We start from the raw sequence: 15747 nt of genomic DNA, 5'->3' as shown, positions 1-15747 counted from the left end.
CCCGGACCTGACGTACATCCCGTTCGCGGTGGTCGAGCTGGGGGCACCGAGGTCCCGGCCGAGGCGGCCGCGATCGCGGTGGAGATCGTCTCGCCGTCGAATCCGGAGAACGATCTGGTGGGCAAGGTCCGGGACTACCCGCTGATGGGGATCCCCGTCTACTTGCTGATCGATCCGCGACTGGGCGCGATCACCTTGTACTCCGAGCCGTCCGGCGGGGTCTATCACCGGCAGTGGACCGCCGTGTTCGGTGATCGCGTACCGGTTCCCGATCCGTCCGCGTTCGACCTGGAGACCGGTGCCCTGATCCGCTACCCGGCCTGACCGCGTCCGCCGCCGAACGACGCTCGGCCGGACCCTGGTGGGTCCGGCCGAGCGTCGTTCCGGGGGCCTCAGGCCTCCTTGACCACCACGGTCTTGGCGGCCTTGTCGTGCAGGCACTGCTGGTAGGGCTTGTCCCAGAGCAGCCAGAGCATGTTGAGCAGGCTGAACAGGCTGCCGATGCAGTAGACCGCCTGGGGCAGCCCGTAGACCGCCGCGCGGGTCCACAGTTCGTTGTCGGTCGGGCGGGCGCCGTGGGCCAGGGAGACGACGCGGAGCTTCATCACCTTCTTGCCGACGGTCTGCTGGTTCTGGGTGAGCAGCATCGCGATCTCGTAGAGGAAGACCAGGGCCGCGCCGAGGATGCTCGCGACGATGCTGCCCACGGCGGTGGCGGCGACGAACTCGATCAGGAAGATCGGGATGATCAGCACGGCGAGGTCGATCAGCCGGGCCACGAAGCGGTCGCCGGCGGAGGCGAGTTGCCGGGTGCCGGGGGCGGGCGGGCCGTAGGGGTTCGGGGGTGCCAGCCAGCCGGGTGCCTGCTGGCCGTAGCCGGGCGCGGCGTAGGGCTGCTGGCCGTAACCGGGCGGCTGCTGGCCATAGCCGGGTGCCTGCTGGCCGTAGCCCGGCGTGCCGTAGGCCTGCTGGTCGTGGGGCGGCTGCTGGCCGTAGGGGTTCTGCGGGTCCGACGGGTAACCGTAGCCCGGAGGTTGGTCGTTGCTCATGAAGCCGCTCGCTTGTCTCGTGGGGACCTGCCCAGAGAAGTTCTATCCGTGTGGGGAGGTCGCGAAAAGACTTTGATCACAACTGTTATGCGAACAACACGTTGACCTGAACGGACATCAACTCCGCAGCACCGTCGGCAGCGCGTCGCGCACCGCCGCGCCGAAGGCGGTGATCGCCGGGTGGCCGGCGGCGCCGTGGCGGAAGGTGATGGCGGTGCGGCGGGACATCGGCAGGCGGTGCAGGTGGACGGTGGGCGGCGGGTCCAGCAGGCCGAGTTCGGGGACCAGGGCGGTGCCCTGGCCGGCGGCGACCAGGGCGAGGACGGTGACGAAGTCGTCGGCGCGGTGGCGGATCCGCGGGCTGAAGCCGGCCGCCTGGCAGGCGCGGATGGTCATCGCGTGGCAGAGCGTGCCGGGCGTGGCCAGGATCCACGGGTCGGCGGCGTGGGCGGCCAGGTTGCCGGGGTCAGAGGTGCAGGTGGCCAGGTACATCGCCTCGGCGAACAGCGGCTCGCCGGCGATGCCGGGCTCGACGGGCGCGGGGACGAAGTCGTAGTCGTGCACCAGGGCGACGTCCAGCTCGCCCGCGCGCAGCAGGTCGGCCACGCCCGCCGGGTCGACTTCGGCGACCATCGGTTCCAGCTCGGGCCAGCGCTCGGCGAGCAGCATCAGGGCGGGCGGGATCACCACCCGGGCGGCGGACGGGTAGGTGCCGATCCGCAGCGGTCCGGCCGGACCGTGCCGGGCCTCGGCGAGCTCGGCCGAGGCCTGCTCCAGGTGGGCCAGCACGGCCTCGGCGTGCCGGACCAGGTTGTGCGCGGCCGGGGTGAGCGCCACCCGCCGTCCGGTGCGCTCCAGGAGTGCGACCCCGGCCTCGCGTTCGAGTGCGGAGAGCTGCTGGGAGACGGCGGAGGGGCTGAAGGCCAGCGCCTCGGCGACGGCGGCGATGGTGCCCCGGTGGGCCAGCTCCCGTAGGAGCCGCAGACGGCGGACATCGAGCATCAGCACAGCTTACGGTTCACGGTGGAAACGCGAACTGGACCTGTACAGCGGTCGGCGGCGAGGATCGGGCCATGAGCCACCCACTGCACGGAAGCCAGTCACTGCACGGGATCCTCGTCCCGCTGATCACTCCGTTCACCGCCGCCGACACCGTCGCCCTGGACGCGCTGGAGCAGCTCGCCCACGGCGTGCTGGACGAGGGCGCGGCCGGGCTGGTCGCGCTCGGCACCACCGGCGAGCCCAGCGCCCTGGACCCGGCCGAGCGGGCCGCGGTGGTCGAGCTCTGCGCCCGGGTCTGCCGCGAGCGGGGGGCCGCGCTGGTGGTCGGCGCGGGCGGTGGCGCCCGGGAGGGCCTGCGGGCGCTGGCCGAGCTGGGGGAGCGTCCCGAGGTCACGGCCTCGCTCACCCCGGTGCCGGTCTTCGTGCGGCCCGGGGCGGACGGGGTGCTCGCCTACTTCGAGCACCTGGCAGCCCGCAGCCCGGTGCCGTTGATCGCCTATCACATCCCGCACCGCACCGGTCAGGCGCTGGACGCCGAGACGCTCTGCGCGCTCGCCCAGGTGCCGGGCCTGGCGGGTGTGAAGTACGCCACGGGGGCCCTCGATCCGCAGGCCGTCGCCCTGCTGGCCGCCGCGCCGCCCGGCTTCGCGGTGCTGGCCGGCGACGACGCCGTGCTGTCGCCGCTGCTCGCGCTCGGCGCGGCGGGCGGGATCCTGGCCTCCGCGCACCTGGCCACCGGGCGGTTCGTCGCGCTGGCCGACGCCTGGCGGGCCGGAGATCTGGTGCGGGCCCGGGAGTTGGGGCACCGGCTGGCCGCGCTCTCGGCGACCGCGTTCGCCGAGCCGAACCCGACCGTGATCAAGGGCGTGCTGCACGCCCAGGGTCGGATCCCGAGCCCGGCGGTGCGGTTGCCGCTGCTGGCCGCGAGCTCGGCGAGCGTGGACCGGGCGCTCGCGGTGCTCGACCCGCTGCTCGCGCCGCAGCTGTCCACCAGGTGAATACCGTGCGGAGAAAGGCCAGGCAGCGGGCAAGATGAAGCAGAGCAGTAGACCGGAGGAGGAAGTACGGATGAAGATCGGCATCGTGGGTGCCACCGGCCAGGTCGGCGGCGTGGTCCGGGAGATCCTGGCGGAGCGGTCGTTCCCGGTGACCGAGCTGCGGCTGTTCGCCTCGGCCCGTTCGGCCGGCAAGACCCTGCCGTGGCAGGGCGGTGAGGTGACGGTGGAGGACGCGGCCACTGCCGACTACACCGGTCTGGACATCGTGATCTTCTCGGCTGGCGGCTCGACCTCCAAGGAGCTGGCGCCCAAGGTGGCCGCGGCCGGTGCCGTGGTGATCGACAACTCCTCCGCCTGGCGCCGTGACCCCGAGGTCCCGCTGGTGGTCAGCGAGGTCAACCCGGAGGCGATCGCCGAGCTGCCCAAGGGCATCATCGCCAACCCGAACTGCACCACGATGGCCGCGATGCCGGTGCTCCGCCCGCTGCACGAGGAGGCCGGGCTGACCGGCCTGGTCGTGGCCACCTACCAGGCCGTCTCCGGCAGCGGCCTGGCCGGCGTCGCGGAGTTGCAGGAGCAAGCGGCCAAGGTGGTGGACGGCGCAGCCGCGCTGACCCACGGCGGCTCCAACGTCGAGTTCCCCGAGCCGCAGGTCTACCAGCGCCCGATCGCGTTCAACGTGGTCCCGCTGGCCGGCTCGATCGTGGACGACGGTCTGAACGAGACCGACGAGGAGCAGAAGCTGCGCCACGAGAGCCGCAAGATCCTCGGCATCCCGGACCTCAAGGTGTCCGGCACCTGCGTCCGGGTGCCGGTCTTCACCGGCCACTCGCTGCAGGTCAACGCCCGCTTCGCGCGGCCGATCAGCCCCGAGCGGGTCGCCGAGCTGCTGGCCGGCGCACCGGGCGTGGTGCTGACCGACATCCCGACCCCGCTGCAGGCGGCCGGCCAGGACCCGACCTTCGTGGGCCGGATCCGCCGGGACGAGACGGCGGAGAACGGCATCTCCCTCTTCCTCTCCAACGACAACCTGCGCAAGGGCGCGGCGCTGAACGCGGTGCAGATCGCCGAGCTGGTCGCGGCACGGCGCGGCTGACCCGTCAAAACGGACCAGGGTGCCTGACGGACCGTCAGGCACCCTGCGGCGTTTCCGGGTCTGACGGGTCAGTAGCTCGGCGGGACGGCGGCCGGGCCGGTCGGCGAGCAGCTGCCGTCCGGCGATCGGGTGACGCTCACACCGGCGATCGGGCGACGCGCAGCCGGGTGACGGGGTGGCGCTCACGTGGGCGATCGGGCGGCGCAGCCGGGTGATTCACCACGCCTTCGGGGGGTAAAGGAGATCGCAACGGTCCGGCAGGGTGCCCAGGTGAGGCTCGCTCGGGCAGACTGCACGGACTGCCCGTGCTCAGCGGCAGAGCACAGGAAGAGGGGTACCTCATGGACCGTTGCGTCGTCCTGGTGGACGCGGGATACCTGCTGGGCGCCGCGGCCAGCCTGCTCGCCGGTGAGTCCGCGAGGTCCCGGGTGACGGTGGACCACACCGCGCTGATCGCCTCGCTGCGCGAGCGGGCCGAGGAGGAGACCGGCCTTCCGCTGCTGCGGATCTACTGGTTCGACGCGGCCCCCGAGCGCCGCCCGATGCCCGAACACCGCAGGCTGCGGGTGCTGCCCCGGGTCACCGTGCGGCTCGGCGCGCTCACCCGGGCCGAGGGCCGCTGGGTGCAGAAGGGCGTGGACGCCGCGATGCACGCCGAGCTCTCCGAACTCGCCCGCAACCGGGCCTGCGCGGACGTGGTGCTGGTCACCGGCGACGGCGACCTGTTGCCCGGCATGATGTCCGCCAAGGAGCACGGGGTGGCCGTCCACCTGTGGGCGCTGCAGGCCGCCGACGGGGACTTCAACCAGTCCGAGGACCTGGTCGGCGAGGCCGACGAGCGCCGGGTGCTGGACCGCGAGTGGATCACCCGTTCGGTGCGGCTGCGCGATCCGGCCCTCGCGTTCCCGCCGGCCGGGCCGCGCCCGGAGATCGCCAAGATCCTCGCCGCGCCGCCGGCCGCGCCCTCCGCCGCCCCGCCGGCCGCCGCCGAGGCCCCGGCCCCGCCGGCCGAGCCCGCCGAACTGCCGCCCACCGCACTGAAGGTGGTGCCGACCCCCAAGGATCTGGCCGGCCGCACCGCCGCGCAGTCGCACCAGCAGCAGCCGGGCGCCGCCGTCGCCGGCAACGGTCCGGTGCTGCGCTGGTCCTCCGACCGGGGCTGGGTGGACCGCCCCGCCGAGGCCCCCACGGCCGGTGACGCGTTGCCGACCCTGGCCCAGCTCACCACCGCCGAGCAGCGCTGGGCCGACCGCGAGGAGGACATCACGGCGATCGGCGGCGACCCGCACGAGGTCGGCCAGGTCTTCGCCCGCCGCTGGACCGAGCGGCTGGGCGATCGCGAGCGGTTGACCATGCTCTGGTCGGACTACCCGCGGATCCCGCACCGGGTGGACGGCGAGCTGCTGCGGTACGCGGCCCGGTTCGGCCTGCTCGCGCACAAGGACGACCAGATCGACGAGCACGACCGGTACGCGATCCGGGCCGGCTTCTGGAAGGAGCTGGCGACCCGGGTGCCGGGCGGCGAGCTGATCGTGGTGGACGACTGATCCTCGCCGGTCGGGCGGCCTGATCCCGATCGACTGATCCTCGCCGATCGGGCGGCCTGGTCCCGGTGGGCCGGCGGTCGCCCCCTGGTCCGGATTCCTCATGGTCGACGCGTAGAGTCTGCGTTCGTGAGTGACGCCCCCCTGCCCTGCTGCTCCGTCCGGGGCCTCACCAAGAGCCACGGCGAGATCCTGGCCAACGACGGGGTCGACCTGGAGATCCGCCAGGGCGAGATCTTCGGGCTGCTCGGACCCAACGGCGCCGGCAAGTCGACGCTGGTCCGCCAGCTCACCGGCCTGCTGCGCCCGGACGCGGGCAGCGTCGAGATCCTCGGCCACGACGTGGTCCGTCACCCGGACCGGGCCGCCCGGCTGCTCGGCTACCTGGGGCAGGAGTCCACCGCGCTGGACGAGCTGACCGTGGCGCTGGCCGCCGAGACCACCGGTCGGCTGCGCGGTCTGACCAGGGCCGCCGCCCGGGCCGAGAGCGCCGGGGTGCTCGCCGAGTTGGGGCTGACCCCGCTGGCCGCCCGTCCACTGGCCAAGCTCTCCGGCGGCCAGCGCCGGCTGGCCTGCTTCGCGGCCACCCTGGTCGGCGAGCGCCCGCTGCTGGTGCTGGACGAGCCGACCACCGGCATGGACCCGGTGGCCCGCCGCGCCGTCTGGTCGGCGGTGGACCGTCGCCGGGCCGAGCGCGGCACCACGGTGCTGCTGGTCACCCACAACGTGATCGAGGCCGAGACGGTGCTCGACCGGGTCGCCGTGCTGGACGAGGGCCGGGTGATCGCCTGCGACACGCCGGGCGGGCTGAAGGCGATGGTCGACGGCGACGTCCGGCTCGACCTGGTCTGGCGCACCGAGCCGCCGCTGGAGGTGGCCGCGGTCGCCCGGCTGGCCGAGCGCGCGGAGCGCACCGGACGGCGCTGGACCCTGCGCACGACCCCGGACGAGGCCAGGGAGCTGGTCGCCGCCGTCACCACCGGACCGGCCTTCGCGGCGCTGGACGACTTCACCCTGGCCACTCCGAGCCTGGAGGACGTCTACCTCCGGCTCGGCGGCCGCCACCAAGGACTGGCGAAGTGAGCGTACTGACCCCCACCCCCGTCAAGGCCGCCCCGCTCGCCGCCCCGCTGGCCCCCGCCGCCCGGCTGCTGCCCGCCCTGGCGGCGGTCTACCGGGCGCAGCTGGCCCGGGCCAAGGTGGCCCGGATCCCGCTGATGTTCGTGGCCACCTTCCAGTCGGTCGGCATCCTGGTGATGATGCGCGGGGTGGTCGACAGCGGCGACAACCCGTCGGCGCGCGCGGTGGTGGCCGGATCCAGCGTGCTGGTGGTCGCCTTCGTGGCGCTCAACCTGCTCGCCCAGTACTTCGGCAAGCTGCGCGCCACCGGTGGCCTGGACCACTTCGCGACGCTGCCGGTCCCGGCCGCCTCGGTGGTGCTCGGCGCGGCCGCCGCCTACGCCTCCTTCACGCTGCCCGGTGCGCTCGTCACCGCGGCCTTCGGCTCGGTGCTCTTCGGGCTCTCGCTGGCCCACGTCTGGGTGCTGCTGGCCGTGGTCCCGCTGGCCGGCGCCGCGCTCTCCGGCCTGGGCGCCACGCTCGGCCTGCTCGCACCGAAGCAGGAACTGGCCACCATGGCAGGCCAGTTGGGCATGTCGGCCGCGCTGCTGCTCGGCGTGCTGCCCGCCTCCCACCTGCCGGCGGCGGTGCGGGCACTGCGCGACCTGCTGCCTTCCACCTACGGGGTGGACGCCTTCGCCGCCACTTTCGCCCGCCACCCCGACTGGCCGCTGGTGCTGGCCGACCTGACCGTCTGTGCGGGTGTCGGGGTGCTCTCACTGGTGCTCGCCACCTGGTCCTACCGCCGCGCCACGACCCGCTAGCGGGATTCGCGGGGTTGGCGTGAAACGATGGGTGACGTGACCGTACCGAACAGTTCCCCGGACTCTCCGTCGTCGGACTCCCCGTCGCCGTGGGCCCCGCCGGCGGATGGCGAAGCGCTGCCGGACCCGCACCCGTCGCCCGCCGCCCGCTGGGCCCGGCTGTCGCCCGAGCTCCGGGTCGGCGCCCCGATCTTCGGCGCCTGCCTGGTCCTCGGCGTGCTGATGGCGGCGATGTGGTACTGGCTGGCGCCGGAGGTGCCGCTGGTGGTGCACGGTCAGAGCGTGCTGTACGTGGACCCGGAGGGCGAGCAGCGGGCCGGTGCGGACGGCACCTTCGTACTGCTCGGCCTCGGCTTCGGGCTGGTCACGGCGCTGGCCGCGTTCCTCTACACCCGCCGGCGCGGCGGCGGCATCGTGGTGGCCGCCGGGCTCACGGCCGGCGGGCTGGTCGGATCGCTGATCGCCATGTGGCTCGGCATCGCGCTCGGCCCGACCAGCGACATCGTCGCCCACGCCAAGCAGGTCGGCGACGGGCACACCTTCAGCGAGGCGCTCGACCTGGGCGCCAAGGGCGCGCTGCTGGCCTGGCCGATGGCCGCCCTGGTGGTGCTGCTCGCGCTGACGGCCGCCTTCGGCAAGCGTGAGCAGGACCCGCCGCCGTACTGGGCCGGGCCGACGGTGCCGTCGGCAGGTGGTCCGGTGGACGAGCTGGCGCCGCCGGCTCCCGCTGCTGACGTGCCGTCAGCTCCGTCCGACCCGGCCACCGCGCCCGGCTCGGACGCGGCCGGCGCCCCGGTGGTCCCGCCGCCGTCCTCCCGGGGCGGCTCCGCAAGCCCGGCCAAGTCCAGCCCGGCCGGCTCCAGCCCGGCCGGCTCAGGCTCGGCTGATCAGGGCGCTGACAGCGCCCGTCAGACGCAGTAGGTCGGCGGGCGCCAGCTCCACCTCCAGGCCGCGCCGGCCCGCCGAGACGTAGATCGTCGGGTGGGCCAGCGCGCCGGTGTCCAGCACGGTGGGCAGCGCCTTGCGCTGCCCGAGCGGCGAGATCCCGCCGCGCACGTACCCGCTGCTGCGCTCGGCCGCCGCCGGGTCGGCCATCGCGGCCCGCTTGCCGCCCATGGCCGCCGCCAGCGCCTTCAGGTCCAACTGCCCGGCCACCGGCACCACGCCCACCGTGAGCGCGCCGTCCACCTCGGCGACCAGCGTCTTGAACACCCGGCTCGGGTCCACCCCGAGGGCTGCGGCCGCCTCGCCGCCGTAGGAGGCGGCGGCCGGGTCGTGCTGGTAGGCGTGCACGGTGAACGGGACGCCCGCCGACTCCAGGGCCACCGTGGCAGGGGTGCCCTTGCCGCCGTTGCTGCCGCTCTTCTTCGCCATCCGTCGGTGACTCCCGTCGGTTCGGTTCGGTTCGGTTCGGGCTGGGCCTGGTCCGGGCCGGGCCCGGTTCGGGCCTCGGTTCAGTTCGGGCTGAACGCCTGCCGGGTCAGCTCCGCCGCCGGCACCGAGGGCAGCCAGGCCAGCAGCGCGGCCTCGCGGCGCAGCAGCTCCAGCTCGGTGCTCAGCCGGGTCGCGGTGTCCGGGCAGGCCAGCAGCCGCTGCTTGACGGGGACCTCCAGCACGGACGCGGCCGCCACCAGGTAGGAGAGCACCTGCGGGTCGTCCGGCAGCTCCTGCTCACCGCTCAGGCTCGCCTGCCGGGCCCCGGCCAGCCGCTTCTGGTACACCCGGAAGGCCCGCTCGACCCCGCCCGCCAGGGCGCCCGCCCCGTTGCCCAGCCGTTCCTCGATCAGCTCGCACTGCCCGACCAGGTACGGGCCGCCGGTGTCCACCTCGCGCAGCCGGAACCGGGTGGTCCCGGTGATCAGCAGCTCGTACCGTCCGTCCGCCTGCGGTGTCACCGAGGCCACGTCGGCCACGCAGCCGATCTGGTGCAGTGCCTCCAGCGGGTCGCCGCTCGCCGTGCCGAGCCCGCCCAGCGGTCCGGCCGGTTCGTCGCTCTCGGTCACGGGCGTCATCTCGCGCCCGTCCTTGATCGCCAGCACTCCGAACCGCCGCGGCTGGTCCTCGGGACCGGCCAGCAGATCGGCCACCAGCTGGCGGTAGCGGTCCTCGAACACGTGCAGCGGGAGCACCAGCCCGGGGTAGAGCACGGCGTTGAGCGGGAAGATCGGCAGCCGTTCTGTCACGGCGCACAGCGTATCCGCCCGGACTGTCAGCCTGACGCCGGGAGTGATCCCGGGGCCGGTCCGCGCCCCGGATCAGGTGCGGAGCGGTGCGCGGCCCCCGGCCGGCGGGGCGTCCCGGCGCGCCTGCCGGACCGTCGTTCGCCAGCACGGTGAAGTCCGAGGTCTTCGCTGTCATGGCCGAGATCCGGGTACGGCCGGGCGGCACCGGTGGCGGACGCGTGCCGCCGGGTTCGCCGAGGCCGACTCGTGCTGGCACCACCTGCGGTCGGGGTGCTGCCACGCTGTCGTGCGGGTGCGCGGGCGCGGGAGTCTGGTGCCACCGGCGGGGACCGCTCGCAAACGCTTACCAGCAAGGGGAGTTACGCCATGCACAGCACCAGCCAGTCCGCCCGGGGGAGCGCTACCGGGTCTGCCGTCGCTGCCGTACCCGCCGGTCGTACGGGGCGGCCGCGGTTGCTGCTCGCCTCGGCCCTGCTGGCCGCCGTCGGTGTGGTCGCGTCGGCCGGGCTCGCTGCCGCCGGGCCGGTCGCCGACGCCTCGGTTGCCGACGCCTCGGTTGCCGCTCCAGCGGCTGCCCCCCGGCAAGGTGCCCGGGCGGTGCTGCCGGCGCCCACCGGGTCGCACCAGGTCGGCACCGTCTCGCTCCATCTGGTCGACGACTCCCGCGCCGACCCGTGGGTCGCCGCCCAGCCCTTCCGCGAGCTGATGGTCACCATCCGCTACCCCGCCCGGGACACCGCTCGCCACCCGCTCGCCCCGCAGCTGCCGCCCGGCGTGGCGGCCGCCTTCCCCGCGCAGTACCTGAACGCGGACGGCATCCCGCTCGACCAGGTCGACTGGGCGGCCACCCGCAGCTACGCCCACCAGGACGCGCCGGTGGACCGGCGCGGCGGTCCGCTCCCGGTGGTGCTCTACTCGCCCGGGGCCGGCGACCCCGCCGCGCTGAACAGCACGCTGGCCGACGACCTCGCCTCCCGCGGCTACCTCGTGGTGACCATCGACCACACCTACGAGGCGCCGGCGGTGGAGTTCCCCGGCGGCCGCGTCGTCACCGGCGTGCTGGCCCAGCAGGCCGCCGGTGTCGGGAACGACCCCGCCAAGCTCGCCGCCCTGCTGCGCAAGCTGGTCGCGGTCCGGGTGGCCGACACCCGCTTCGTGCTCGACCAGCTGGACGCGCTGGCCGCCGGGCACAACCCGGACGCCGAGCGGCGGCAGCTGCCCTGTGGCCTCGCGGGCGCCCTCGATCCCCACCGGATCGGCATGTTCGGCCAGTCCGGCGGCGGCTTCACCGCGGCCCAGGCGATGCACGACGACCCGCGGATCAAGGCCGCCGCGGACCTGGACGGCGTCCTCGGCTACGTCGGGGACGACACCGATCCCGCCAATCCCGGCACGGCCGCCACCGACGGCCTGGACCGTCCGATGCTGCTGATGGGCAGTCAGGGCGACGACCACCACACCAACCCGTCCTGGGGCGCCCTGTGGCAGCACAGCACCGGCTGGCACCGGGACTTGACGCTCAACGGTGCCACCGAGACGACCTACACCGACAAGGAATCGATGCTGCCGCAGCTCGCGCAGCAGCTGAACCTGCCGCCGGCCACCGTCAGCAACGCCCTCGGGACGATCGCACCCCAGCGTGCCGTGGCCGCTCAACGGGCCTATCTCGGCGCGTTCTTCGACCGCTGGCTGCGTGGCCAGGACGACCACCTGCTCGACCAGCCCTCGGCCGCCTACCCTGACGTCCGGTTCGTGCGGTAGGTGGAGTTAGCTGGGGCCCACCCGTCCCGACCTCCAGCGAAAGGCGTACCCCGCCGTGGCCACCGTGCTCATCCCGCTCCCGACCCGGGACTTCGACCCCTCCGAGGTGGCCGTCCCCTGGCAGATCCTGACCGGGTCGGGCCACCGGGTGCTGTTCGCCACCCCGGACGGCCGCCCCGCGAGCGCCGACGAGCTGATGGTCACCGGTCGCGGCCTCGATCTCTGGAGCCGGGTGCCGGGGCTGGAACGCCTGGTCCTGGTGGGCCGGGTGCTGCGGGCCGGCCAGGACGCGCTGACGGCGTACCGGGCACTGGAGCGGGACCCGGCTTTCCGGGCGCCGCTGAGCTGGGAGCAGGCCGGCCTCGACGCGGCGGACGGGGCGGCCGGGATCGACGGGCTGCTGCTGCCGGGCGGCCACCGAGCCCGCGGCATGCGCGCCTACCTGGAGAGCGAGACCCTCCAGCACCTGGTGGTCGACGCCTTCCGACGCGAACTGCCGGTCGCCGCGATCTGCCACGGCGTCCTGCTCGCCGCCCGCAGCATCGACCCCGCCACCGGGCGCTCGGTGCTGCACGGCCGTCGCACCACCGCCCTGACCTGGAGCCTGGAGCGCCGCGCCTGGTCGGTGGCCCGCCGCACCCGCTTCTGGGACCCGGACTACTACCGGACGTACCGCGAGGCGCCCGGCGAGCCCGACGGCTACATGTCCGTCCAGCAGGAGGTGACCAGGGCGCTGGCCACCCCCGCCGACTTCCTCGACGTGCCACCCGGCACCCCGCACGCCGGGCTGAAGTCCGACGGTCGCCACCGGGACAGCGCGGCTGACGACCGTCCGTCCTTCGTGATGCGCGACGGCCACTACGTCTCCGCCCGCTGGCCGGGCGACGTGCACGCCTTCGCGACGGCGTTCGCCGCGCTGCTGGCGACGGGCACGCCCTAGTTCGGGATGCCCGACCAGCACTCCTGCACCCGGGCGCGCAGGGCCGGGATGAACCAGTCGAGTGCGGGCGCCAGGCTGTCCGGGGCGGGCCAGCCGTTGATCACCGCGAGCAGCTGGAGGTACTGCTCCCACCGTCGGTCGTTCGCGGCCTCCAGCCTGGCCAACAGTCGTTCCCGGAGCTCGACATCGTCGGGGTGGCCGAGGACGTGCGCGTAGTGGGCCATGACCGCCGCGACCACCGGATCGGCCTGCGCCGACTGCGGGTCGGCGCCGGCCGCCAACGCCGGGCCGGCCAGGTCGCGGACCACCGAGGCGGGATCGCGACGCGGGCCCACGGCGCCGTCCCGGGCGCGGTCGGCCGCGTAGTGCCCGGCGATGCGCCGCACGGCGGCGCGAAAGTGCGGGTCCTGGGCGAGCTCGGCCAGTTCCACCCAGGCCGCGACCTGGTCGGTCTCGGGGTGGTCGGGCAGATCGGGAGTCATCGTCCGGCTGATCCCGGCGAATTCGGGAGCGGCGTCCAGGTCGCCGAAGACGGCGTCGAGGAACTCGCCGATCAGACGCCGACGTTCGTCCGCCGAGAGCTTGGCCAGCTTGTGCATGAGATCCATCTCCTCCGGGGTCGACCCGCGTTCGGCCACCGCCGTGAGCACCGCGTGCCGCAGGCGCAGCGTGCGGATCTGCACCGCGAGTGCCTCGGCGTGCGCGGCGGCGACCTCGGGGAGCGAGAGCTCACGATCCAGCACCTTGCGGATCGTGGGCAGGTCGAGGCCGAGGTCGCGCAGGGTCCGTACGAGGTCCAGGCGTGCGACGGCGTCGGTGTCGTAGCGCCGGTAGCCGGCCGGGCTGCGGTCGGTCGGCGGCACGATGCCACGGTTCGCGTAGAACCTGATGGCCTTGACCGTCAGCCCGGTCCGTTGGGCCAGATCGCCGATCGAGTAGAGCGTGTCGCCGTCCATGGGCCCAACTCTCGCGCCTCCCCCTGGGGGAGACGCAAGCGCCGGGCCGCGCGCTCAGCGGGCGGTGTGCGGGCGGCAGCGCTTGCGCCACTCGAAGGGGAGGATCGAGACGCGCGAGGTGACCGAGCCGTTCCACTTCGTCGCCACGCCGTGGCGGGCGAGCGTCTCGCAGGCCTCGCGGGCTATGGCGGCACTCGCCGCGTCACGCTTCGCGTCGTCGTCCTCGTAGGCACCGAACGCCAGCAGCAACCCGCCGCCTCCGACGGCGCGTTCGAAATCCTGGCCGTGGTAGAAGACCGCCCCGCGCGGCGGGGTGCGGCGCTCGGTGGCGATCTCGTTCACCTCGCACCAGCCGTCGGACATGGTGTAGCCCGCGTTCTGCAACGCGACGATGCCACGGGCGTTCAGCTCGGCGAAGGCCTGGTCGATGGCGTCGTTCGTGGTCGGCTCGCGCCAACTCGCCTCGCGGGCGCGCTGGTCGTCCCAGAGCCGCCTGACGTGTGCCTCCAACTCGGCGACCAGGTCGGCCAGGTCGTCGGCATCGAGCTCACCGAACTCGTCCTCCACGTCTTCCTCGACGCGGTCGAGGATGTCCTGGCGGCTCTCGAAGCCGCCTCGCACCACATCCTCCAGCCGGGCGAACAGGTGCGCGCGGGACTCGGCGGCTTGGTCGTTGTCAGTCGCCATGGTTTCGCAATCCTCCAGGTCGGGGCTCGACGTGCGGTGGCCGGCCGCCCGGCCGGGCCTCGCCGCCGGCTGGACGAGGTCCTGGCCGTCGCGGGCGAAGATGCCCTCGTGGTCCCTGCGGTCTGCCCTCACAGCTGGTGCAATCTACCCCTGCGGACCTGACGTCCGCGCCCCGTTCCCGAGTATCCAGGAGGAGACGTACTCCTACGCCGGAAGGGGGCACTGTGCGGGACCACGCCAACACCAGGGGCACCGACAAGGAGGAGGCCGCTCCGGCGGTCCGCAAAGCCGCCCAGGGCGGGCAACTCCCGGGTCTCCAGCGCCTGCAGTCGACCGTCGGGAACTCCGCCGTCGTGCAGATGCTTCGCAAGGCCGGGCACCCCGGCGAGCCGGCGGCGGTGCAGCGCTCAGAGGTCCAGGACGTCCTGCGAACCAACGGACGGCCGCTCGACGACAGCACGCGCGCCGAGATGGAGAGCCGTCTCGACGCCGACTTCTCCGATGTCCGCATCCACGACGACAGCGCCGCGAGGGCGTCCGCGGCCGCCATCGGCGCTCGCGCCTACACCGCCGGCCAGCACGTGGTCATCGGCGAGGGCGGTGCCGACAAGCACACCCTGGCCCACGAGCTCACCCACGTCATCCAGCAGCGCCAGGGGCCGGTGGCCGGCACCGACAACGGAGCCGGCCTCCGGGTGTCCGACCCCGCCGACCGCTTCGAGCGGGAGGCGGAGAGCACCGCACGCCGCGTGTTGACCGGCCCGGTGCCGACGACCCGGCAGGCCGAGAGCGAGGCGCGGGCGGCCGAGCAGGCCCCGGGGCAGGCGGTCCAGCGCTGGGCGAACCAGAACTCCCAGGCCCAGCAAGCCATGACGGTTTCGGCGGGCGGGCTGTTCGCGGTCGCTGCCCATACCCCCACCTCGATCTGGGTGCACGTCGGAGCGCCGGCCGCGAGCATCTCCCCGGCCCTGCGGCCGACGCGCGCGCAGCCGCAGGACTTCTTCGGTACCGGGAACTACCGGGAGTATCAGCTCGCCAGGGAGATCTTCGACGACTGCCTCCACACCGCGGAGGAGATCATGCACAACGCCGTGGGAGAACTGAAGGACGGCGCTCTGAACAGCAACATCCGCACGACCGGCGGAACCTTGCCCTTCGGCACGTCGGACGAGTTGAACCGCGAGCGTGCGGATGCTTTCGACGGGGAGCCGGACCGCCGGGCAGCTCCGGTCGTCGGCCAGGCCTACGTCATGGTCGCCATGAACCCGGGCGAAACGGTCATGTCGCAGTACCACGCGGCGGCGGTCGTGGGGGTCGACGGCGCCGACACCGTGACCATGGAGGCCTTCGCCGGCAGCGGGCAGACCGCCCCGGAGCCCGGGACGTACACCGTCGGCTCGACGTCATCGTTCCACGACTACTGGACCGGCGGTTACTACAGCCCGCACTACCCCCAGGTCACCATGAAGACGGTCGTCATCGGAAGGCGCGGCAGGGGTCCCCGCGTGGCGGCGGGCGGGGAGCGGCCCGCCAACCCGAACGTGGCCTAGGGCCAATACCGGTGATTTAGGTCGTTTTCCGGCTGGTCGGGCTGGCTCTGGTGGGTGCGACCAGCCGGACGGTTGGAGTGTCGGGTGCCGTCGGGTTG

15 protein-coding genes and 1 pseudogene are annotated in these 15747 nt (G+C 73.8%); 10 read left to right on the top strand and 6 right to left on the bottom strand.

All coding sequences use genetic code 11. The features are described 5' to 3' along the window. Nucleotides 1–48 precede the first annotated feature (48 nt). Nucleotides 49–324, top strand: a pseudogene (locus tag ABH937_RS19985) (Uma2 family endonuclease); the annotation flags it as partial. Nucleotides 325–392: 68 nt separating this feature from the next. On the opposite strand, the gene ABH937_RS19980 reads toward ABH937_RS19985, so the two are convergent. Together ABH937_RS19980 and ABH937_RS19975 are read right to left on the bottom strand one after the other, a co-directional pair. After that, nucleotides 393–1049 carry an RDD family protein gene (locus tag ABH937_RS19980; RefSeq protein WP_370218982.1) on the bottom strand — a complete coding sequence of 219 codons (657 nt, stop codon included), beginning with the start codon at nucleotides 1047–1049 and terminating at the stop codon, nucleotides 393–395. Nucleotides 1050–1166: 117 nt separating this feature from the next. After that, nucleotides 1167–2051, bottom strand: a complete 885-nt coding sequence (locus ABH937_RS19975; protein WP_370218981.1) for a LysR substrate-binding domain-containing protein — start codon at nucleotides 2049–2051, stop codon at nucleotides 1167–1169. Nucleotides 2052–2122: 71 nt separating this feature from the next. Here ABH937_RS19975 and ABH937_RS19970 point away from each other — a divergent pair, with 71 nt between their 5' ends. From ABH937_RS19970 to ABH937_RS19945, 6 genes are all read left to right on the top strand, one after another. Next, entirely contained in the window at nucleotides 2123–3049 is a 927-nt protein-coding gene (locus ABH937_RS19970) for a dihydrodipicolinate synthase family protein (RefSeq protein ID WP_370218980.1), read from the top strand. 70 nt (nucleotides 3050–3119) lie between these two features. Then, nucleotides 3120–4145: an aspartate-semialdehyde dehydrogenase gene (locus ABH937_RS19965; protein ID WP_370218979.1), complete on the top strand. Its 1026-nt coding sequence runs from the start codon at nucleotides 3120–3122 to the stop codon at nucleotides 4143–4145. Between the two features lie 341 nt (nucleotides 4146–4486). Continuing rightward, nucleotides 4487–5692, top strand: coding sequence for an NYN domain-containing protein (locus tag ABH937_RS19960; RefSeq protein ID WP_280687024.1), 1206 nt, complete (start codon nucleotides 4487–4489; stop codon nucleotides 5690–5692). Nucleotides 5693–5818: 126 nt separating this feature from the next. Then, nucleotides 5819–6772, top strand: coding sequence for an ABC transporter ATP-binding protein (locus tag ABH937_RS19955; RefSeq protein WP_370146010.1), 954 nt, complete (start codon nucleotides 5819–5821; stop codon nucleotides 6770–6772). Beyond that, on the top strand, nucleotides 6769–7572 hold the full coding sequence (locus ABH937_RS19950; RefSeq protein WP_370146009.1) for an ABC transporter permease: 804 nt from the start codon (nucleotides 6769–6771) through the stop codon (nucleotides 7570–7572). Before ABH937_RS19955 ends, ABH937_RS19950 begins: the two co-directional genes overlap by 4 nt. A 27-nt stretch (nucleotides 7573–7599) precedes the next feature. Next, entirely contained in the window at nucleotides 7600–8493 is an 894-nt protein-coding gene (locus ABH937_RS19945) for an ABC transporter permease (RefSeq protein WP_370218978.1), read from the top strand. Here the strand turns inward: ABH937_RS19945 and ybaK are convergent. Together ybaK and ABH937_RS19935 are read right to left on the bottom strand one after the other, a co-directional pair. Continuing rightward, a complete protein-coding gene (gene ybaK / locus ABH937_RS19940) occupies nucleotides 8446–8946 on the bottom strand; it encodes a Cys-tRNA(Pro) deacylase (RefSeq protein ID WP_280687026.1) in 501 nt (166 codons plus the stop codon). The genes ABH937_RS19945 and ybaK overlap by 48 nt on opposite strands. An 80-nt stretch (nucleotides 8947–9026) precedes the next feature. Beyond that, complete coding sequence (locus ABH937_RS19935; protein WP_280687027.1) at nucleotides 9027–9755, bottom strand: LON peptidase substrate-binding domain-containing protein; 729 nt, start codon at nucleotides 9753–9755, stop codon at nucleotides 9027–9029. 366 nt (nucleotides 9756–10121) lie between these two features. On the opposite strand from ABH937_RS19935, the gene ABH937_RS19930 reads away from it, so the two are divergent. Both ABH937_RS19930 and ABH937_RS19925 read left to right on the top strand, forming a co-directional pair. Then, nucleotides 10122–11516: an alpha/beta hydrolase family protein gene (locus ABH937_RS19930; RefSeq protein ID WP_370218977.1), complete on the top strand. Its 1395-nt coding sequence runs from the start codon at nucleotides 10122–10124 to the stop codon at nucleotides 11514–11516. A gap of 55 nt (nucleotides 11517–11571) precedes the next feature. Further along, the gene (locus tag ABH937_RS19925) at nucleotides 11572–12456 is read left to right on the top strand and encodes a type 1 glutamine amidotransferase domain-containing protein (RefSeq protein ID WP_370218976.1); all 885 of its coding nucleotides are present in this window, start codon (nucleotides 11572–11574) and stop codon (nucleotides 12454–12456) included. Here the strand turns inward: ABH937_RS19925 and ABH937_RS19920 are convergent. Together ABH937_RS19920 and ABH937_RS19915 are read right to left on the bottom strand one after the other, a co-directional pair. Beyond that, nucleotides 12453–13412 (bottom strand): MerR family transcriptional regulator, encoded by a 960-nt coding sequence (locus ABH937_RS19920; RefSeq protein WP_370218975.1) that lies wholly within the window; start codon nucleotides 13410–13412, stop codon nucleotides 12453–12455. The two genes, ABH937_RS19925 and ABH937_RS19920, sit on opposite strands and share 4 nt — an antisense overlap. A gap of 54 nt (nucleotides 13413–13466) precedes the next feature. Further along, nucleotides 13467–14099: a hypothetical protein gene (locus ABH937_RS19915; RefSeq protein ID WP_370218974.1), complete on the bottom strand. Its 633-nt coding sequence runs from the start codon at nucleotides 14097–14099 to the stop codon at nucleotides 13467–13469. Between the two features lie 224 nt (nucleotides 14100–14323). Between ABH937_RS19915 and ABH937_RS19910 the strand changes: the two genes are divergently transcribed. Beyond that, nucleotides 14324–15649, top strand: coding sequence for a DUF4157 domain-containing protein (locus ABH937_RS19910; protein ID WP_370218973.1), 1326 nt, complete (start codon nucleotides 14324–14326; stop codon nucleotides 15647–15649). Nucleotides 15650–15747 lie beyond the last annotated feature (98 nt).

Source organism: Kitasatospora sp. GAS1066B, from assembly GCF_041262605.1.
In the GTDB taxonomy this organism is placed as follows: Bacteria; Actinomycetota; Actinomycetes; order Streptomycetales; family Streptomycetaceae; genus Kitasatospora.
Note: the sequence above shows the minus strand (reverse complement) of the source record. Positions and strands in the feature narration are given on the sequence as shown.